General features: G+C 41.0%; 19 protein-coding genes. 12 read left to right on the top strand and 7 right to left on the bottom strand.

What is annotated here, in order from left to right; genetic code table 11:
* The first annotated feature begins 270 nt into the window (after positions 1 to 270).
* The 4 genes from J4N25_RS02210 to J4N25_RS02195 are packed head-to-tail and all read left to right on the top strand — an operon-like array spanning position 271 to position 7,359.
* On the top strand, positions 271 to 1,371 hold the full coding sequence (locus J4N25_RS02210) for an endo-1,4-beta-xylanase (protein ID WP_207420507.1): 1,101 nt from the start codon (positions 271 to 273) through the stop codon (positions 1,369 to 1,371).
* On the top strand, positions 1,371 to 4,235 hold the full coding sequence (locus J4N25_RS02205; protein WP_207420506.1) for a glycosyl hydrolase 115 family protein: 2,865 nt from the start codon (positions 1,371 to 1,373) through the stop codon (positions 4,233 to 4,235). The genes J4N25_RS02210 and J4N25_RS02205 overlap by 1 nt, the downstream gene beginning before the upstream one ends.
* A gap of 21 nt (positions 4,236 to 4,256) precedes the next feature.
* Positions 4,257 to 6,197, top strand: a complete 1,941-nt coding sequence (locus tag J4N25_RS02200) for a sialate O-acetylesterase (RefSeq protein ID WP_207420505.1) — start codon at positions 4,257 to 4,259, stop codon at positions 6,195 to 6,197.
* A gap of 46 nt (positions 6,198 to 6,243) precedes the next feature.
* A complete protein-coding gene (locus tag J4N25_RS02195) occupies positions 6,244 to 7,359 on the top strand; it encodes a metallophosphoesterase family protein (protein ID WP_207420504.1) in 1,116 nt (371 codons plus the stop codon).
* A gap of 11 nt (positions 7,360 to 7,370) precedes the next feature.
* Here the strand turns inward: J4N25_RS02195 and J4N25_RS02190 are convergent, their stop codons facing one another.
* Positions 7,371 to 8,447, bottom strand: coding sequence for a PKD domain-containing protein (locus tag J4N25_RS02190; RefSeq protein ID WP_207420503.1), 1,077 nt, complete (start codon positions 8,445 to 8,447; stop codon positions 7,371 to 7,373).
* Positions 8,448 to 8,565: 118 nt separating this feature from the next.
* On the opposite strand from J4N25_RS02190, the gene J4N25_RS02185 reads away from it, so the two are divergent.
* The 4 genes from J4N25_RS02185 to J4N25_RS02170 all read left to right on the top strand — a co-directional run bounded on the left by J4N25_RS02185 (position 8,566) and on the right by J4N25_RS02170 (position 11,475).
* Positions 8,566 to 9,450: a DMT family transporter gene (locus J4N25_RS02185; protein ID WP_207420502.1), complete on the top strand. Its 885-nt coding sequence runs from the start codon at positions 8,566 to 8,568 to the stop codon at positions 9,448 to 9,450.
* A 338-nt stretch (positions 9,451 to 9,788) separates the two neighbouring features.
* A complete protein-coding gene (locus J4N25_RS02180) occupies positions 9,789 to 10,196 on the top strand; it encodes an EVE domain-containing protein (RefSeq protein WP_207420501.1) in 408 nt (135 codons plus the stop codon).
* A gap of 133 nt (positions 10,197 to 10,329) precedes the next feature.
* Positions 10,330 to 10,803, top strand: a complete 474-nt coding sequence (locus J4N25_RS02175; RefSeq protein WP_207420500.1) for a hypothetical protein — start codon at positions 10,330 to 10,332, stop codon at positions 10,801 to 10,803.
* 93 nt (positions 10,804 to 10,896) lie between these two features.
* Positions 10,897 to 11,475 carry a helix-turn-helix domain-containing protein gene (locus J4N25_RS02170; protein ID WP_207420499.1) on the top strand — a complete coding sequence of 193 codons (579 nt, stop codon included), beginning with the start codon at positions 10,897 to 10,899 and terminating at the stop codon, positions 11,473 to 11,475.
* Positions 11,476 to 11,727: 252 nt separating this feature from the next.
* Here J4N25_RS02170 and J4N25_RS02165 read toward each other — a convergent pair whose 3' ends face one another.
* From J4N25_RS02165 to J4N25_RS02150, 4 genes are all read right to left on the bottom strand, one after another.
* Entirely contained in the window at positions 11,728 to 12,579 is an 852-nt protein-coding gene (locus J4N25_RS02165; protein ID WP_369410816.1) for an MlaD family protein, read from the bottom strand.
* Positions 12,580 to 12,708: 129 nt separating this feature from the next.
* Positions 12,709 to 13,479, bottom strand: a complete 771-nt coding sequence (locus J4N25_RS02160; protein ID WP_207420497.1) for an ABC transporter ATP-binding protein — start codon at positions 13,477 to 13,479, stop codon at positions 12,709 to 12,711.
* Positions 13,479 to 14,273, bottom strand: coding sequence for an MlaE family ABC transporter permease (locus J4N25_RS02155; protein ID WP_207420496.1), 795 nt, complete (start codon positions 14,271 to 14,273; stop codon positions 13,479 to 13,481). Before J4N25_RS02155 ends, J4N25_RS02160 begins: the two co-directional genes overlap by 1 nt.
* A 189-nt stretch (positions 14,274 to 14,462) precedes the next feature.
* Positions 14,463 to 15,848 carry a DUF4142 domain-containing protein gene (locus J4N25_RS02150; protein WP_207420495.1) on the bottom strand — a complete coding sequence of 462 codons (1,386 nt, stop codon included), beginning with the start codon at positions 15,846 to 15,848 and terminating at the stop codon, positions 14,463 to 14,465.
* A 441-nt stretch (positions 15,849 to 16,289) separates the two neighbouring features.
* Between J4N25_RS02150 and J4N25_RS27020 the strand changes: the two genes are divergently transcribed.
* Positions 16,290 to 16,943 carry a M23 family metallopeptidase gene (locus J4N25_RS27020; protein WP_207420494.1) on the top strand — a complete coding sequence of 218 codons (654 nt, stop codon included), beginning with the start codon at positions 16,290 to 16,292 and terminating at the stop codon, positions 16,941 to 16,943.
* Positions 16,944 to 16,952: 9 nt separating this feature from the next.
* On the opposite strand, the gene pncA is transcribed toward J4N25_RS27020, so the two are convergent.
* Together pncA and J4N25_RS02135 are read right to left on the bottom strand one after the other, a co-directional pair.
* A complete protein-coding gene (gene pncA, locus J4N25_RS02140) occupies positions 16,953 to 17,558 on the bottom strand; it encodes a bifunctional nicotinamidase/pyrazinamidase (protein ID WP_207420493.1) in 606 nt (201 codons plus the stop codon).
* A 10-nt stretch (positions 17,559 to 17,568) separates the two neighbouring features.
* Positions 17,569 to 18,378 (bottom strand): glycosyltransferase family 2 protein, encoded by an 810-nt coding sequence (locus J4N25_RS02135; protein WP_207420492.1) that lies wholly within the window; start codon positions 18,376 to 18,378, stop codon positions 17,569 to 17,571.
* A 212-nt stretch (positions 18,379 to 18,590) separates the two neighbouring features.
* On the opposite strand from J4N25_RS02135, the gene J4N25_RS02130 reads away from it, so the two are divergent.
* The 3 genes from J4N25_RS02130 (at position 18,591) to J4N25_RS02120 (ending at position 20,758) form a co-directional block, all read left to right on the top strand.
* The gene (locus J4N25_RS02130) at positions 18,591 to 19,031 is read left to right on the top strand and encodes a nuclear transport factor 2 family protein (protein WP_207420491.1); all 441 of its coding nucleotides are present in this window, start codon (positions 18,591 to 18,593) and stop codon (positions 19,029 to 19,031) included.
* A gap of 203 nt (positions 19,032 to 19,234) precedes the next feature.
* A complete protein-coding gene (locus tag J4N25_RS02125; protein ID WP_207420490.1) occupies positions 19,235 to 20,182 on the top strand; it encodes a D-2-hydroxyacid dehydrogenase in 948 nt (315 codons plus the stop codon).
* Positions 20,183 to 20,200: 18 nt separating this feature from the next.
* Positions 20,201 to 20,758 carry an acyl-CoA thioesterase gene (locus tag J4N25_RS02120; protein ID WP_207420489.1) on the top strand — a complete coding sequence of 186 codons (558 nt, stop codon included), beginning with the start codon at positions 20,201 to 20,203 and terminating at the stop codon, positions 20,756 to 20,758.
* Positions 20,759 to 20,767 lie beyond the last annotated feature (9 nt).

Below are 20,767 nucleotides of genomic sequence, written 5' to 3'. Positions count from 1 at the left end.
TTTATATTTAATAATTTAAGTGTTTAAGATAGACTTGGCGGTATAAACCTCCAGGTCTTTTTTTTATGTTTCCTTTAGCTCAGCAAACGCTTTTTGTTCAATTTTCTCCTATAAATGTATTTTAAACATTTGTGCTATGATTTAGAACAATCAGAATACCTGCCAGAACACTTCCAGAACTACTTTTACAGCTGATTCAAGCCAAAAACTAAGCATTATAGACAACCGGTAGGTTTGACTAGCCATTGAAAATTAACACACACCGTACAGATGTACAGAAACAAAATTTCATTAGTGTTTTCTATTGCTGCATTGATTGCTACAAGCTGTGCAAGCAAAAAGAGCAGTTCTACAAGTTCCCATAAGGGCTTAAAGGATTATTATAGGTCATATTTCCCAATTGGAGTAGCTGTCGGTCCGAAAGACCTCTCGGGGGAAACAGCAGACTTTATCAAAAAGCATTTTAACAGCCTTACGGCAGAGAATGCAATGAAGATGGGCGTAATTCATCCTGCAGAAAACAGGTACGCCTGGAGGGACGCAGATTCTATTGTCAATTTCGCTCATAATAATGGACTAAAAGTGAGGGGACACAATTTATGCTGGCATGAACAGACCGCAGCATGGATGTTTAAAGATGCGGATGGGAAGACTGCCAGCAGGGAATTGCTACTAAAGCGACTAAAGGAGCATATCTTCAGCGTGGTAAAACGCTATGAAGGAAAGATTTATGTGTGGGATGTTGTAAATGAGGCTATAGATGATGATAGCACCAAGTTCCTGAGAAATTCTCAGTGGTATCAGATATGCGGTGAAGACTTTATAGCAAAAGCGTTTGAATATGCCCATGAAGCCGATCCGAAAGCGAGGTTATTCTATAATGACTACAATACGGAGCGGCCGGAAAAAATGGAGCGGGTGTACCGGCTGATGAAAAAACTGGTAGACGCAAAAGTGCCGGTGCATGGTGTGGGACTACAAGCCCATTGGTCTATTTATGAACCATCAGAGACCGAGTTGAGAAACACCATTGAGAAGTTTTCTTCACTGGGATTAGAGGTGCAAATAACTGAATTAGACATGTCTGTTTATCCATGGGAAAAAGAACGAAGAGAAAGAAAACCGGGTGAGTCAGATGTTCTTACTCCTGAGCTGGAAGATAAACAGGTTGAGCAATATTCAAAGGTCTTCAATATTTTCAGGGAGAATAAGGAAAAGATCACCAGTGTAACATTTTGGAATCTTTCCGACAGGTATACCTGGCTGGATACTTATCCTGTACAGGGGAGGAAAAATTATCCACTGTTGTTTGATACGAATTTGAAACCCAAAAAGGCTTATTGGGAAGTGGTGAATTTTAAGAAGAAGTAATGTTGAGGTTAAGAAAGACAATCCTTGTTGGGCTGCTGATGATAGCAGGAAGTGTAAAAGCTGTAGAAACAGATGTCTACATCTCTTTTAGCAAAGTTGCAGGGGGATTTCCTCTAAGCTCGGATGGAAAGGTACCAGCGCTTGTTTGCAGTACAAATGAGTGGCCGGGGGTTATGAGAGCGTTTAAAAGTTTTGCCCAGGATCTTCAAAAGGTTACGGGAACAGAGCCATCTTGGGCAAACGCTCCCGAAAAGAGCTCTAAAACTATTATAATTGCTGGCACCATAGGCCATAATGCGCTTATTGATCAGCTAGTTAAAAGTAAAAGACTAAACGTTGCCGGCGTTGTTGGTAAATGGGAGTCGTCAACAACACAGATCATAAATAATCCCTTTCCTGGAGTAGAGCGGGCACTGGTAATAGCTGGTAGCGATAAAAGGGGGACTATCTATGGTATTTATACAGTCTCGGCTCAAATCGGCGTTTCCCCATGGTACTGGTGGGCTGATGTACCGGTTGCAAAACGGAAAGACATCTATTTGACGGGTGCCCGGCATATACTTAAAGAACCGGCAGTCAAATACCGGGGAATATTTTTGAACGACGAGGCGCCAGCTCTAACAGGATGGGCCAGGGAGAAGTTTGGTGGTTTAAATCATAAGTTCTACGAGCATGTTTTTGAACTTATTCTCAGGTTAAAGGGTAATTATCTCTGGCCAGCAATGTGGGGAAATGCTTTCAACGATGATGATAAATTAAATCCTGTACTTGCCGATGAGTATGGAGTAGTTATGGGAACCTCTCACCACGAGCCCATGGTGCGATCACAACAGGAATGGAAACGCTTCGGCAAAGGTGATTGGAATTATCAAACTAATGCTCCGGTACTAAAAGAGTTCTGGGGTGATGGTATTAAAAATATGGGTTCAAAGGAAAGCATTGTTACAATTGCAATGAGGGGGGACGGCGACGAACCAATGACCGAGGGTAGTAATATAGCACTTCTAGAAAAAATAGTAAAGGACCAGCGTCAGATCATCGCTGACGTTACCGGCAAAAACCCCTCGGACGTTCCGCAACTATGGGCGCTTTATAAAGAGGTGCAAGACTACTACGATAAAGGCATGCGTGTACCTGATGATGTAACATTACTATTATGCGACGATAATTGGGGAAACATTAGAAAGCTGCCTTCACTAAAGGATAAGCCGAGGAGCGGTGGATACGGGATCTATTACCACTTTGATTATGTGGGTGGACCGAGAAACTACAAGTGGCTAAATACTAATCCTATCTCAAAAGTTTGGGAGCAGATGCATCTGGCGCACCAGTACGGGGCAGATCGGATATGGATTGTAAATGTAGGCGATCTCAAGCCGATGGAGTTCCCAATCGAGTTCTTTCTGGATTATGCAAGGGAGCCAGAAAAGTGGCCGGCTAAGAGTTTACAATTATATACGGAGAAATGGGCTGCTGCTCAGTTCGGCGCTAAGCATGCTGTAGAGATAGCTGATATTATTTCAGAGTATACGAAATACAATGGAAGAAGAAAGCCCGAGTTGCTTTCACCTAATACTTATAGTCTTGTAAACTATCAGGAATTTGAACGCGTAGTACAAGATTATAATACTTTGGCCAGACGGGCAGAAAAGATAGAGAAGGACCTCCCTGAAGACTACCGGGACGCTTTTTTTCAACTGGTCTTACACCCGGTTCTAGCCTGCGCAAACTTGAATGAGCTGTACTATACGGTAGGGAAAAATCGTCTGTACGCGAATCAAGGCCGTTCTGCAACAAATAGCCTCGCAGAAAAAGCAAAGCAGCTGTTTGAAAGGGATAAGGTAATATCTCATCGCTATAACAAAGAGCTTGCTGGGGGAAAGTGGAACCATATGATGGATCAGACACATATTAGTTACGTTTCATGGAGGGATCCAGAGGTGGATGTTTTGCCTGAGGTTAAAACGCTTGTACCAGATGGAAGAGCAGAGATGGGGGTAGCCGTTGAAGGTTCGTTAAAGCTCGCTGGCAGCGAGGAGGTAACGTTAAGTTTTGATGTGAACAACAGGCGTCGTTATATCGAGGTATTTAATAAAGGTACAGCAGGCTTTGACTTTACAGTAAAAACAAGTGAAGAGTGGCTTAAAGCCGATGTCTTATCAGGAAAGCTCGGAGACGAACGAAGGATATGGCTGGAGGCTGATTGGAACAAGGTACCTACAGGATCAAAAAAAGTGGGTGTGACCATAAATGGAGCTGGTCGAGACGTAACAGTCTATGCACTGGTAAATAAGGCTTCTGCAGCTGAAGAAGGCAAGCCTAATTTTCTTGCTAAAGCCTCGTATTTAGCTCTGGAAGCAGACCAGTTTTCAAGGGCTATTCCCTCTGCTTCCTGGCAGGTGCTACCAGGATATGGAAGAACAAAATCAGGTATCATGTCTGTCCCGGTTACCCAACCATCAGTCAGCTTATCTTCAAGTTCAGCCCATCTGCAGTACGAAATTAATTTGCAGGACACCGGAACGGTTAAGATGAAGATACTCGTGTCCCCCTCGCTTGATTTTATTAATAAAGGAGGTTTAACCTATGCTATTTCGGTAGATAATAGTAAACCTGAAATAATTAATATTCACGCCAATGAGGGAATGGGCAGTTGGGAAAGATCAGTTGCTGATAATATTCGGCCGCAAACCTTCAAACATAAATTCACCTCTCCAGGCAAGCATATAATTAAATTTTGGAGGATTGATCCTGGGGTGGTTTTACAAAGGATCATCCTGGATAGTGGAGGGTTAAAAGAAAGTTACCTTGGTCCTCCTGCAAGTTCAAAAGTAAGTGAGTTATTGAGTAATACTAATAGATAAAGGGCCTTTCAAATTTCGGATATGTACAAAGTTCTCGCTCAATTCTTTCTTTTTTTTTCCTGCTTGTCGATCGTTCAGTCGAATGCCCAGATACGGTTACCGCGACTAGTTGCAGATAGTATGGTTCTGCAGCGTGACATGCCTCTTAAAATTTGGGGTTGGGCTTCCCCTGGAGAGAAGGTTAGTGTTAACTTTAACAAAAGAAGCATTTCCACAGTGGCCGGGGCGGAAGGGAAATGGTTGGTAAAGCTACCTGCGATGAAGGCAGGAGGTCCATATGAAATGCGATTGCAGGGAAAGAACACAATAATACTGAAGGGAATATTGTTAGGTGATGTCTGGCTGTGTGCGGGCCAGTCAAACATGGTTCATCAAATGGGAATACATAATGTGAGGTATGCTGAAGATATCGAAAAGGCCAATTTTCCTGAAATCCGGCAGTTTTTGGTTCCTACCATGGCAAGTCTTTCGGGAACGAAGGATGATTTCCAAAAAGGCTCATGGAAGTGGGCAAATTCACAAAGTGTAAATGATTTCTCGGCTGTTGCCTATTTCTTTGCCCGCAATATTTATAACAAGCATCGTGTTCCTATTGGAATAATTAATTCAAGTTATGGAGGAACGCCTATCGAGGCCTGGACAAGCGAAGAGGGTTTAAAACAATTTGGTGCTCTGGCAGCGACTATAGCGCGTAATAAAGACACTTCTTATATTCAAGACAGGCAGAGGGCAGCAGTTTCAGCAAGCCAGAAACCTGATCCAGAACCGGATAAAGGGATGGCCGAAGCTGTTAAATGGTTTGAAAGCTCTTATGTGCCAAAGAACTGGCAAAATATCAATATTCCAGGATATTGGGAAGATCAGGGTGTAAGAGATCTGAACGGGGTAGTTTGGTATCGGAAAGAGATAGAAGTTCCCGCATCCATGGCAGGGAAGGAGGCCAAATTGTTTATGGGGAGGATTGTAGATGCTGATATTGCCTATATTAACGGGAAACAAGTAGGTTCAACATCCTACATGTACCCGCAACGTAGGTACTTAGTACCTGCTGGAGTTCTTAAGCCGGGTAGAAATATACTGGTTATCAGGGTTCAAAATAATGCGGGTAAAGGAGGCTTTGTTCCCGATAAGCCTTATTCTTTAATGGTAGGAAATTGGCAAATTGATTTGAAAGGTGATTGGCTGTATAAGGTTGGTAAAGTATTTCGGCCACAGAGGGGAGGAGTTGGTCCGGGACCTATTGCTGAACAGAACCAGCCTACAGCTCTGTACAATGCTATGATTGCCCCTTTTACTAATTATGCTCTAAAAGGTGTGCTCTGGTACCAGGGCGAAAGCAATACAGGGAAGCCGGAGGAGTACGAAAAGCTACTCCCTGCTCTGATAAGTGACTGGAGACAGAAGTTCTCCAGTCCTAAATTGCCATTTTACTATGTTCAACTTCCCAATTTTAGCGACGCCAGTTATCTACCAACTGAGAGTAGCTGGGCCATCGTAAGAGAAGCTTCTTTAAAAACCCTAAGTATTCCCAATACGGGAATGGCAGTTACTATCGACCTGGGAGAGTGGAACGATATTCATCCCGACAATAAGAAAGATGTTGGCGAAAGGCTTGCTTTGATTGCAAGGCGACTGAATTACGGAGAGAAGAATCTGGTGCATAGCGGGCCTCTTTACGAGTCCTCAAGGGTTGAAGGAAACAAGATGATTATTAGTTTTCGCAATGTAGGGAGCGGACTAATCAGTATTGACGGGGAGGAGTTATCACAATTTGCAATTGCTGGGGAAGATAAAAAATTCGTTTGGGCTAAGGCAAAGATTGTAGGAACTACTGTGCATGTATGGTCTGAAGAAGTCCCAGAACCTAAATTCGTAAGGTATGCCTGGGCAGATAATCCGGTTTTTCCTAATTTGTATAATATTGAAAAATTACCCGCTTCGCCTTTCAGGACAACTGAATAAAAGTATCAATTGATGATTTGTTAATATCGAATTGCTATTTTTGTTAATGATCATCGAAAACCCTGAAAAATATACCAGTCCTGCAATAAAATTAAACCAGCCTGATGATAGTTATAAATACCAGCCATTACCCACGCCGTCTGGTACTTATCCTTTTCATCTGCCTATAGAGACGATAAGAAATGTAAGCAAGGACCAAATGATATTCCATATGGTGGGCGATACAGGAAGTATCAGGGGACTAGAATTTCAGGAAAAGGTAGTGGGGGCCATGCTTCATCAGTTTGGAAATGAGGAAGATCAGCCGGATTTCCTTTTCCATCTAGGCGATGTAGTTTACAATCATGGAGAGGCTTCCCGCTACTACGAGCAATTCTTTTCACCTTATAGTAAATATCCTCGTCCTATTTTCGCTATTGCCGGTAACCATGATTGTGATGTAAATCCACAAAGTTCCGTTGCCTACAATAGCCTTGAGCCTTTTATGGCCGTTTTCTGCGACACCGAGCGTAGGATAGTCAGTTTTAGTGGAGACACAAATTGGATGAGTATGCCCCAGCCCAACGTTTATTGGACATTGGAAACACCGCTAGCCAATATTATAGGATTACAAAGCAATGTTCCCAAATTTGGCATAGTTACAGAGGAACAAAGGTTATGGTTTGTTGACGAACTAAGATCCGCTGCTACTCAGAGACCTCAAAAAGCCATCATCGTGTGTATTCACCACGCTCCATATTCTGCAGATATTAATCACGGTTCAAGTTTAACAATGATCGAAGTTCTTGAGCGTTCATTTCAGGAGGCGCAAGTAAGGCCAGACGTAGTGTTTAGCGGTCATGTGCATAACTATCAGAGGTTTGAGAAGAATTATCCTGACGGAGAGAAAACCACATTTATTGTTGCTGGGGGCGGGGGGTATGACCAGTTGCACGCCATTGCAAACAAGGACGATGTAAATTTTACTCCGGAACATCCTTTATTCGAAGGCGTTCGCCTGGTAAGTTACTGCGACTCGCAACACGGCTTCTTAAAGATTAAACTTGAGCGGACACAAGTTGGTATAGAAATAAAAGGGGAATACCATGCTATTTTGCCAAAAGTTGAAGATGATGGCTTTCAAACTGGGGTAGCTGATTCCTTCAAACTCCAGGCAAAATAGGAAGTTAGGGACTACTTAACGGCCACATCCCACTGATTTGCCCAACGGGCTTTTCCATCTGGTCCTTCGATTTCCAGTACCACAAGGTATTTCCCTGCTTCTTTGTAACGATGGACCGGATTTGGTTCTGCCGAGCTTGTTCCATCTCCGAAATCCCAATGCCATTTCTCGATCTTGCCCCGGCTTTGATCTTTAAATGTCACTTCTCTCTTTGCCATATCAGTAACAATGAAAGACCAACGGGCGTCCAGAGGTTTCAGATATTTTTCTTCAAGCGGCAGTAAGGTGAAGACGGTTCCAAGGCTGGAATTACCGTACATCTTATGGTTTTTGGATAAGTTCCAAAATCCTTTTACTTTTTCATCATTCACGTCGTCATAGTCAATTATCGCCCAAGTAAGTCCAATCTTCTTGTTATCATACAATATTGATTCCACCGCCCTTACAGGACCTTCAGCTCCAGCATAGTCAAAGGGTGTTATCCAAAACTCTGCAATTAACCTTCCCCGTTCTCCTGGTTTGAAATTATAGTTATAGGCGATGTTGGAATAGGGAAGGTTCTTTATCCATGGTTGTGAACCCCACGCAAGGGCCCAGTCTTTCCCCACAGCTGGGGTGAAAATATGATAGTTTTGAGCATGGACGCCGTGATACGAAAAGTAGGTTTCCATTTTATCGAGGGTTTGATTTGGATGCTGTTCCTGAATCAGAGGCCCACCCGAAAGGTCGCCATCGACAACGATCTCAAAGGTGTCATTATGCAATCCTGCAAGACTAAAATCCCAATAATTATCGTATGCCTCATACAGAAAATAAAGCCTGTTGAGTCCTTTTACCCAAGCTACTTTCACCTTTACATCCAAATTTTTAGGGTCAACTTTTGGATAGCGTCCCGAGTCATCCCACAACTGGTCAGTCCCTACGATATACTCTTTAGGGAAGGAATCCCAATCATCGGTCTTACCGTCAATTTTAGGGATCATGTTGGCTGGGAACTGGTAAATTTTATAACCCCGGTCTTCCTGAGCAAAGGTGTTGAAACTGATGAAACTTATGAGGCAGGCGCCCAGAAAAATTTCTAATCGCATTAGTGTTGTAATTGGTTTCCGCCAATTTAGAAATATGGATGAAAATCTCTGTCCTGTAGTGTCGGGTTAATGTTCAATTTTAACCAATCTTACCAGTAGTATTTTTAGTTTTGCCAGTGTGAAAAAGATATTGATAGGCTTAATATTTTCTATTCTTTGGGCATCAGCTTCTGTTGCTACTAAGGTTGGTGTGTTGTCAGCGCCCCCTTTGATCTTAGCTAACTCGCGTTTTTTTATAGCTGGATCCATTCTACTTGGCTTAACCTATGCGTTTAGCAGAGATAAGGAATACCGTATACCTAATCGCCAAGAGTTTAAGCAGCTCACTCTGTTTGGTTTTCTAAATACGACTATGTACCTGGGTTTGTATGTTTTTGCAATGAAATACACAGCAGCGGGTATTGGAAGTCTAGCTGTCTCTACAAATCCATTATTAATAGTGGTTTTTTCTGCTTTATGGCTGAGGCGGAAACCTTCTGCGACAGAAATTCTCTGTGTATTTTTAGGAATGGCTGGAATAGGAGTAGCTTGTTATCCTTTACTTCAAGATAGCCACACTACTTTAGGTGGCTTAATTTTGCTTATTGCAAGTATGATTACAGTTTCCATTGCCAGTGTATATTATGCTAGTGTGAAGTGGAAACTCCCTAACTTATTGATAAACGGGTGGCAGGTTTTTATTGCCGGAATTTTGCTTCTCCCTTTTACAATTGTTATGAGCGATTTCACGACTGTTCGCCTTGATTCTAATTTCTGGCTATCCGTTCTCTGGCTGAGTATTGCCGTATCCATTGTAGGGTTGATATGCTGGTTTCATCTACTTCGTATTGATACGGTGGAAGCTTCTTTATGGCTGTTCCTTTGCCCTGTCTTTGGCTTCTTTTACGCATGGTGGCTAATGGATGAGCCCATAACTGCCTACACTATCGCAGGTACAGTGCTCGTTATTTTAAGCCTTTACCTCGGTCAGAGAAGCAGTAGGAAAAAGGGGCCGGCTAAATAAACATATAGTAATCGTCTGAAACGTTATGGAGATTAAACCTCATATGTATAGGGTTTGACTCAAAAGTATTGTTTTTAACGCCTGTTTTCTTAAATGGAAGTGTAAATCCAAATATTTTATTTAAAATCCTCATATCGCTTTGTTTAATATCTCAAATATGAACTTTAAACGAACAAAGGTCAAATCGTAAATATTTATCCCGCATTACTTTTTGTTATATTCTTAGCGCTATCTCCAATCCCCTTATCATCGAATTCTTTCTAATTTATTAGTTTTGTCCCTCAATGATTAAATTTTAAAGAGGAGATGTTTTAATCTTCTAATTATAAAAAACACACATGAACTACTTTTTGGTTAAGTCAGAGCCATTCAAATACAGCTGGGAAAAATTTAATGAAGATGGTCGTACCTTCTGGGATGGAGTGAGAAACTACCAGGCGAGAAACAATTTAAAGGCAATGAAAGAAGGCGATCTGGTGCTTTTTTATCATTCTAACGAAGGAAAGGCCGTAGTGGGTGTGGCGAAAGTAGTAAAGGAATTTTATCAGGATCCAACTACAGAGGATCCAAACTGGGTAGTTGTAGACCTTTCGCCTGTAGAAACACTGAAAAGGCCTGTTACACTTGAAGAGATAAAGGCAGATGAAATGCTTGCTAATATCGGTCTCGTAAAGCAAGGTAGGCTTTCTGTAATGACTATGAAGAAAGAAGAGTTCGACCGTATTCTGGAACTTTCCAGTAGATAGAATAAGATGAGGGGAAAACCCTCACTACTTGTTATACTATTCCGTTTTCCGCTTATTTAGAAAGGGATAAAATTGTGTTTTCTACGAACAATAAGTATAAAAACAGCTTTTATATTTATATAAACCAGTATTTATGAAAACACACACAACACAATCTTCAGCTTTATTATTAATGTTATTCATCCTTTTGGCCCTGGCATCTTGTAAGAAAGATGAGCAGCTGGAAGTGCTTAATCCTGGGATGAGTTTTATTGTAAACGGTACTGCAAAATCTGCAACCGGCTCTGAAAATGTTTATGCCACTAAAGGTGATGGAAACACGATAACCATTACCGCCAAACTTACTGCAACCAATGAGCTAATTACTTTTGTGATACCTGGAATAAGAGGGAAAGGTGAATTTCCAATTACGAAAAGCGCGGAAGCTACTTACGTTAACGGGCCTGTTCCTGCTGCAAACCGGCATCTCGCTAACTCCGGAACTATTAGAATTACTACATTTCAAAGTAACGGTGTAAAGGGAACATTTGAATTCGATAGCTCGAGTTTGACAGGTTCATTAAAAAAGATTACGGAGGGCTCCTTTGAGGCGGAAATTCAGAAGTAGAAATGTAATTGAAAGGATTTCCTGACCGTCATTACAACAAGATGACAGGGATGAAATGGCTCACATGTATTTTTGCTTTATCAGCAGAAACAGATGGAGCTTTATATAAAGAATATGGTTTGCAGGCGATGCGTTCTGACAGTTGACCAAGTATTGTCAGAACTCGACCTGCATTCCTTGTCAACGGAGTTGGGGATAGTTAAGCTAAAAGAGCAGGAACTAACTATGGACAAGCAGGAACAGCTGTCAAAGAAGCTGGAGGGGCTTGGATTTGAGTTGTTGGAGCCTGGTAAATCACGATTAATTGAAAGAATTAAGAATATAATTATCTCGAAAGTTCATCATTCAGAAACGTTAGACCTTAAAGTTAATTGGTCTCAGATAATCTCCTCCGATTTACATCACGACTATAACTATCTAAGTGCCCTGTTTTCCTCTGTGGAAGGGATTACTATCGAGCAGTTTATTATCCGTCAGCGTATCGAAAAAGCAAAAGAGTTGATTTTATACAAGGAGCTCAATTTAAGTGAAATAGCATTTAAGCTTGGGTATAGTAGTGTACAATATCTTTCAACTCAGTTCAAACAAGTGACAGGTCAAACTCCCTCTCAATTTAAGTCTTCAGTAACCGCCAACTTGCAACGAAAACCCCTTGACTCGGTAGGAGATTAAATTAGTAAAAAAGCCCTGGCCAATATGAGATTGAACAGGGCGTACATCAAATCTAAATTACAAATACACTTTAAACATAGATTCTTTCTTGTTTCCAAGTTTCTATACTCATCTTACCTGGATACCTACCTAGAAAACTAATGCCATAATTGTGTTTTTGTAGAAATTGATATAATTCCTGTATACGGTTCATTATAACTAAGACACATACCCTCTTTTCTATGTGGAAAATTTCGGCAGTATGTACCATTATTATTTCTTTTCTTCAGCTTCCCTGGCTTTCCGTTTGAAATATCCCCGGAACAAGAAATTGCTCTGCAGAGCTTTCAGATCTTCGTTTAAATTATAGCTACTGCTCTCAAGGTTTTGAATTATTCTTCTCAGTTGCTCTGTAGTTTGCTGATCGTTCAACAATAATCCTGCAGGGGCATTTGGGTCATTTAATTTTGCCGACGCCGTATTTAAATTAGATGTAATTGCATTGGCAGATTGAGCTGCCTGCTGGAACTCGTAAGATGAATTTCTTAAGCGATTAAATATTACTGTATCACTTACAAGGTTGTTCACTAATCCCTGCTTATTATTAAGAGAATGGCTAAAAGTTCTAAGTTCTGCAGCCATTTTGTTAGTCGCAATAGTTGTTCTTTGAAGATTAGCTACTATGCTTTTTAAATTCTTTGCCATTTCTTCATCAGATAGCAGCGCTCCAGCTGTTCCTTTACCTGAAGCCAGGTTTGAAGAGATGGTTTTGAAGTCGGAGGTGATATCTACCAAGTTGCGGTTGTTCACCTGTAAAGTTTTCATCATCTCGTCAGTAGAAAGCGTTTTATTGACACGTATCCTATCACCATCCTCTATAGCTGGAACTCTTGGGTTTCCTCCATCTATTACGATAATCTTATTTCCGATAAGTCCGTCGGATCCAATACTTGCAGCAGCATCTTTCCGTATATATTGGTGTGCGTTCTCTTCAATGTTCATTGTTACTTCCACCTGGGAAGTACCGTAGAACTGGATCTTTTTGATCGTTCCTATTTTTACCCCGGAAAACCAAACATTATCGCCAGCCTTTAATCCCTGAATATCGTCAAAAACTACCTTCACTAAAAAGCTTTTTACAAAGGCCTTTTTTTGACTGCCCAACGTAAAAACCCCAAGAATAAAAATAAGTAACCCTATAAATATAAATATGCCGACCGTTATTTTTCGTCGCGTCTCTGTTGCTTCCATTGCCTAATGAATAAAATTATAATCGTAAAAAGGTCTTACCCGATTATCTGTTGTGTTAAAAACTTCATCAAATGTTCCCTGTCTTTCGAACCGTCCGTCGAGCAAAATAGTTACCCTGTTACTTACCGTTTTTGCGCACGTTAGGTCATGAGTGATCACAATTGAACTGGTGCGATATTTCTCCTGTACTTCGTTAATTAAATTATTAATGTCCTCTGAGGTGATTGGATCTAACCCGGCGGTGGGCTCGTCATAAAGCATGATTTCAGGTTGAAGAATAAGTGTTCGGGCAATACCAATCCGTTTCCGTTGGCCTCCTGAAAGTTCTGAGGGCATTTGATCTATCGTTTGCATCAGTCCCACTGCGTCTAGTACTTCTTCAACCGCCCTATTTATTTCTACTTTAGACAAGTTCCTCTGATTTCTTACAAGTGGGAATTCAAGGTTCTGACGTACGGTCATACTGTCGTAGAGGGCGCTGTTTTGGAAAGAGAAGCCAACCTTCAACCGAAGGTCTAATAATTCTTTATAAGTTATTTTATCTACTTCTTTTCCGAGTACCTGCACAGAGCCTGAATCTGGTTTCAATAGTCCGACAATTATTTTGATTAGTACAGATTTTCCTGAACCTGACTTTCCCAAAACTACAAGGTTCTCTCCTTTGTGGAGGGTAAGGTCTGCGTTTTTAAGCACCTCCAGATTTCCAAAGAACTTATTTAATCCCTTGATTTGGATGACCTTTTCTTTTGATACAATGTTTTGTGAAAGTTCCATTATCCAGCCCTAAAAATTGAGAAGAATTGAACGGTGATGACTTCTTCAAGGAATACAAGGAACATACCGATAACTACCGCTGAATTAGCGGCTTGACCTACGCCTTCGGTTCCTTTCGAAGAATTATAACCTTGATAACAACCTACGATCCCAATGGTAAAGCCATAAAGAACTGAACGAATGGTTGAAGCTGTGATGTCTAAAAAGGTAATAGACTCAAGAGCTGTTTGAAAAAAGGCTCGTGCACTAGTACCTTCGCTCAGGGAAACATTAAGTAATGCTCCAAGCATACCTACTAAAGCAGTATAGAAAGAGAGTATTGGAATAGTTATCGTTGTTGCCATTACCCGGGTAGCTACTAAAAACTTGAAGGGGTTAGTGGCAGACACTTCCATTGCATCTATTTGTTCGGTTACGCGCATAGAACCAAGTTCTGCTCCAATGCTTGAACCTACCTTACCCGCGGCAATCAGTGCAGTAAGTAGGGGAGCCAGAGTTCGCAACAAGGCAATGGCTACCAAGGATGGGAGCCAGGATGTAGCTCCAAATTCTGCAAGGGAGGGCCGCGATTGCTTTGTGAAAACGATACCAGTTATGAAACCAGTGGTGGAAATCAAAATCAGAGATTGATAACCAATATTATAACACTGATTGATAAGCTCTTTAAATTCATATGGTGGGAGGAAGGCCTCTTTAAAGAACCGGGCAACAAAGGCTCCTACATCTTGTAGTGTTAGGAACATCCTGCTTATCTTTCCCGGACCACTATTCTTTTTCGAAATATTATTCTCCATTAAAAGCTTTTTGACGGAACCTGGTGTGTATTTCCCGGGCTCAGTTGAAATACTCCACATTAAACCAGATATGCCTGTAAATGTTGATTAGGATTTTGAAACCCATTTAAATCCTTTAAGTCCCGCAAAAATGATAAAAAAACAGCCGGAATTATAATTCCGGCTGAGTCTAAAACAGAAAACAAGTGATTATCTGGTCAATCTGTTACTTATTTGCTTCGCATCATATAAATGAGCTCTAAGCTTTGGAAGATTTTTCATAGCAAATGCTCTCACTTCCGCGTCACTTGACTGAGAAGCTGTGGTGAATAGGCTTACCGCCTGCTCATGATCCTGAACCATCATCTGCATGTATTTTCTGTCAAACTCACTTCCTGATAAGTTTTGAAGACTGCTTACATCATTTGAAATAGCACTGCTGCTGGTTGGGCTCATAGAACTCATATCGTGTGCACCTGTAGTTCCCATGTTTTGTTGCAGCGAGGTATTACCCTGAGTTCCTATAGATTGATCTGTAGCACCGGCAGAAGTAGCTGTTCCGGAGTTACTGGTATTTGAGCTTACATTTCCCAAATTTTGATTGCTACTTAGGTTGGTTCCAGAAGTGGTGTTTGTGTTAATTCCCGAACCCTGATTGCCAATGTTCCCTGAAATACTGCCATTTGTGCCACTATTTGTGTTTATACTAGGTGTACTGCTTCCAGAATTTTGATTACCAATTGTTCCGGTTCCTGACATACTTCCCATTGTGCCTGAGCCAGCTCCGACTGCTGTCGTACCTTCTGGGACTGTTACACCTTTGCTTCTGGCCAATGTCGCTAATTTTTGGTGTTGCATAGAATGATCCTTAACCATCATACTTGCAAATGATCTTACCTCAGGGTTACTTGCTTTGGTCTGGGCAAGGCGGCTTAGCTCCATTTCTTTCATACCTGATTGGGCAGCGGTTGAAATAAAGCTAGCAGCTGAAGTTGAGCCTGCTGCTGTGGAGTTCCATGGACCTGGGCTGGTAGAGCTTGAAGGTTTGTTTGTTCCATTAGTGGAAAGATTTCTATCACCCATTGTGCTACCATTAGTCGGAATAGAAGCATTGTTACGGTTATTTAATGACTTGTCTGTAGAAGTTCCAGTACCACTGATAGAATTACTGCCGCCAGCTGCAAGGGTGCTTGTATTGCCCGCTCCAGCCCCTTGAGAACCGGAAATCCCGGTTGCACCATCCATAGTTCCATTTGCGCTACCTGTTGTAGTGACTGAACCGGTTGCGTTGACTGTTGAGTTTGTGGTACTACCCGTTACTTCGGTAGAGCCTGCATAGTTTCCCGTTGAGCTGCCTGTATTCATGGAGCCAGAAACGTTGCCGCCCACGCCTGTTGTACCTGTGTTACTAGTTAATGAGTCCCTCGTAGTACCTGTTGTACCAGTAGTACCTGATGTACCAGTTGATGCAGTATCTGTTCCGGTACCAGAAGTTCCCGTCGAACTTCCTGAGCCAGTCCCGGTCCTTGTTGTCGAACAAGCCGCCATTGCTCCAGCGGCTAAGATAGCCAACGTTAAATTTTTCAAAGTTTTCATAGGTTTCAATGTTAGATGTTAAGTTTTCAAGTTTTATGTCTTCATTACATGTAAGTTAGCAAATAATGTTCCAGTACTTTCGATCTAATTGAATCCCTGTAAACAAAGCGATCTTCCACTGTAGGTGAAGGGATTATCGCACAATTTCGAGTTTGAGAAAATGTAAAAAAACGTATCTTTCGCTTCTTCTTTACGTTTAATTACCAAGTGAGTTTTAGAGTGAGAAAAGATGAACATTCCAATGAGGGGAAGTCATTTAGAAAATTTAGGGGAGGGGTGAAAGCATTTATTTGTCTTTTATTCCCGTTATTTTATATAACCGTTATTCAAGCATCTCCATATAAAATAAAGGAACGCACCAAAATTTATATTAAGGAGACTGGAAGTGATTCTTTGTTATTGAAATTTGACAACGATTTTAATGTCCCGGTTACAATTAAATTGTCAGTTGAACTAGAGAATCTTCAGGCTCCGGTAAAACGAGAAATATCAGCGGTAGTGCCAGCAAAAGCAATTGGTTTTAATTTAAGTGTACTCAAACGCCTGGATCCTACTAAAGATTATCAATGTTTTTATAAGTGGAAAGTGGTATTAGGTGATGTAACTAAAATACCCGACTTTAATTTTGGATACGCTTTACCCTATGCCAAGGGAAGTTCATTCAAGGTATCCCAAGGCCCCGGTGGAGATTTTAGTCATCACGACATGTTTGCCTATGATTTCGTTATGCCTATTGGTACGCCCATTACAGCTGCCAGAGATGGTATTGTTGCCTCGGTTAAATCAGATTCAGGAACTGGCGGTCCATCCCGGGCATTTATAGACGATGCAAATTTTATTTCTATCTATCACTCCGATGGAACTATTGCTAACTATATTCATTTAAATAAAAATGGCTCGCTTGTGAAGGAAGGGCAAATGGTTAAAAAAGGGCAGGTGATAGGGTATTCGGGAAATACAGGGTTCTCAAATGGCCCTCATTTACATTTTGAAATTATTCAACCAACCATCGATACTGAAAAGAATAAATCAATCAGTTTCAACTGGGAACAGAAGCAAAATTCATTGTTGAGCGTAATAAGTAGAAAGCTTTAATGATATTGTTTAAAGTTCATCGCTCGTAATAATTTTTGCACCCCGAACAACAAGGTCCTTCCTGGCTTCTTGAACCCCCTTTGCGTCAATTGCTCTTGTTGCGTCCTCAATAAAAAATGTATCAAATCCAGCAGAGATAGCATCCAGAGCGGTAAAGTAAACGCAATAATCCGCAGCTAAGCCAGCTACATAAATAGATTTAATCTTTCGGTCTTTCAGTAAGCCGGCCAGACCGGTAGATTTCAAATGGCCATTATCATAAAAACCGCTATAGCTGTCAATTTCAGGATCAGTTCCTTTTCGAATGACTACCTCTGATCTTTTCCAATCTATTTCAGATGAGAGTTCAGCTCCATAGCTTCCTTGCACACAGTGGTCTGGCCATAACACCTGGTTCAGGCCCTTAAGTTCAACAGTTTCAAAGGCGACTCTTCCATCATGATTTGAGGCGAAACTTTTGTGACTTGATGGATGCCAGTCTTGAGTTGCCAACACCAGATCAAACTTTTCCTGTATCTTGTTTATAACAGGGATGATCTCATTTCCTGAAGGAACAGCAAGTGAGCCTCCTGGAAGAAAATCATTTTGTACGTCGATAATCAAGAGAGCTTTCATGCATTTAAAATTATCTTCTTAGTATTACCCGCTTAAGGCGCTTCAAAGTACCTTTCCAAAGTCCTCCATCAATTTGAATGCGCCTGTCTGTGGTCCATACTAATGCCTTAATGTTATTTACGTAATAAAGTTTTCCAAAGCCTTTATTTCGCAGCTTTAAGGCCATCCACCCATCTTCATTTGTTCCCGGAGGATGGTTGAAGCTGTCTACTTCCAAGCCTTGAAGCCTTCTGAATCCCGAATTAAAACCATAAACATTTACAGCCTCATCTTTAATATACTTATTCAATTTTCTAGTAAAGTCAGCAAAGTACTCATAGAAGAAGTAGGTTCCACGACCAGTGCTCCCAACTGGAATAAACGAGAAGCGCCCGTACACTGCAGCTACATCATTATTATCGAGAGGCTTAACCATTTCCTCTATCCAGTCTTTTGGATATATAGTGTCGGCATCTGCATTTAATATATATTTTCCTTTCGCTACCGAAAGGCCCATGTTTCTTGCAGGCGTGATTCCCTGAATTGTTTGAAGTACGCAATTTACACCGCAGCTCTTAACCAATGCCTCGGTATCGTCCTTGGAATTATTATTTACTACAATAATTTCTACTGCCCTGGAAGTTTCATTATTACATAATGATGCAAGTGTCTGCACAATATTCTCCTGTTCATTATACGCAGGCATTACGATGGAAACCTCAGGCTGAATACCTTTAGTTAACCTGATATAAGCATTTCTAGTTTCTTCAAAGAAAGCTGGGGAATTTTTATCTGCGTTCCAGAACTTCTGAACGTAAGGGGGGATGGAAACAGGCCTCATTAAAATTTATTGTTCTCGATTAAATGGTGGTCGCAATTATTTTCTAAACTCTTATCGAATAAGGTCTGCTAATATAGTTTAAACTTTATCTTCCATTATAATTCTATAAAGAGAATTATGGTTTTTGAAGCATTTCTATTTTGATTCGCAATTAATACCTTAGCCGAAAGAATTATCCTGTTTACGAAAAGAAACCAATAAGTTTAAAAGAAATGAAAAAATTTTTTTATTCCGTCTTAGTGTTAAGCTTTCTTGTGTTTAAAGCAGATGCACAAACAAAAGCAGAAAAGCAGGTGGCTTCTGCTGTTGAGCAGCTGAAAAAGGCAATGATTGATGGAAAGAAGGAGGATTTGGAAGCGATAGCCTCAGAAGACCTTAGTTATGGACATTCAGGAGGTAAGATCGAAGATAAAACAGCATTTGTAGAAGCAATTGCTAGTGGAAAATCTGATTTCGTGACCATTAACCTTACAGACCAAACTATTAAAGTTTCGGGTAAGACAGCTATTGTGCGTCATAAGCTTGCTGCGCAGACTAATGACGGGGGAAAGCCTGGTAATGTAAATCTTTTTATCCTGCTTGTTTTCTCCAAAGAGCATGGCAAGTGGAAATTGTTAGCGAGGCAAGCTGTCAGACCTCCCGCAACATCTTAAATAGCTAGAAGAGGCCAAGCGAGTATCCAATTGGTATTCCGTTGAGATTTCGTTGGCTTTCTTCCCTTTGACTGCTTTTGTAGTTGAGTTTTATTCCTATTTCAGCAGAAACGACTTCACCAGCCCTCGAAATTTTAGCTTTACAACCATCATAATTTGAAGTTGAAGAAAGATTAATAGCTTTGCTGCAATTCCTATACATTATGAACATTGTTGCAACCGATGGCTTTGCTCTTAATCCTGGTGACTTAAACTGGGATGAGATAAATAAACTTGGAGAAGTTACGATCTATGACAGGACCTCTCCTGATGAGATAGTTCCCCGTTGTTCTTCTGCCGAGATAGTGCTTACTAATAAAGTTGCCTTCTCTCGCGAAACAATAGACCATTTACCAAAGCTCCGGCTTATTTGTGTTCTGGCTACCGGATATAACATCATCGATACAATAGCTGCTGCCGAGAAAGGAATAATTGTTTGCAATGTTCCTGACTATAGCTCATCTGCTGTGGCACAACACACATTTGCCTTTATCCTTGAATTTGCGACTCAGGTGGGTTTGCATTCAACCTCGGTTCATAATGGCGACTGGAGTAGGTGTGCCGACTTTAGTTATTCCTTGTCGCCACTATTTGAGATAAGTGGTAAAACTTTGGGACTGGTCGGATTTGGGAACATAGCCCGTAAGGTTGCAGAAGTTGCGCAAGCCTTTGGTATGAATGTGCTTTACCATACCCCGAGTCCTAAAAATATTACTACTGCTCGATATGTATCTATAGAAGAGCTCTTTTCCGAAAGCGATTTTGTTTCTCTTCACTTACCTTTAAAGCCCGATAACAAGGAGTTTGTTAATATGAACCTTATTTCCAGAATGAAGAAAACAGCGTTTTTTATAAACACAGCCAGAGGGCCCTTGGTAAACGAGCAGGACCTGGCAGATGCTCTTAATTCTGGCATAATTGCCGGTGCAGGGATAGACGTACTTTCGGTTGAGCCGCCTCCGCCACACAACCCTCTTTTAAGTGCAAAGAATTGTTTTATTACCCCTCATAACGCCTGGATGAGTAAAGAGGCCCGGGAGCGGATAATGGAAACAACTTATAAAAACATAAACTCCTTTATCAAAAATTCTCCTATTAACGTTGTAAGTTAATTTCCTAATTTTAAATTGATGACTCCTCTCACAGATTTTCTTCCTGTTAAATATTCAGAAACTGTTTTGGCTGAACTAATGATTCCATCATATGCCAACTTCGGCGGAAAAATTCATGGCGGCCTGATCTTGTCGCTGATGGACAAGGTTGCCTATGTATGCGCAACTAAACACGCCTCCGCTTATTGTGTCACTGCATCGATTGATACTGTAGATTTCAGACAACCTGTTGAAGTTGGAGAATTGGTTACGTTGTTGGCTTCAGTAAATTATGTTGGTTCCAGCTCTATGGTAGTAGGGATAAGAGTTATTTCTGAGAACGTTAAAAATCATACAGTTAAGCATACTAATACAAGCTACTTTACTATGGTTGCTATCGATGAAGATCATAAACCATTAAAGGTACCTGGATTAATACTCGAGAATGAAGAACAATTAAGGCGGTTTGTTGAAGGAAAACGGCGCAAGGAGTTAAAGATCCAACACAAGGAGATTGTAAAGCAGGAGTTGACTTCTGTTCAATGCGAAACAGATAAAATCCTTCTGACAAATGAACGGTGTAAGATCACATTTTAGCGCCGACGA

The sequence above is a fragment of the Desertivirga brevis genome (genome assembly GCF_017355835.1).
This window is presented reverse-complemented; position numbering and strand designations above follow the sequence as displayed.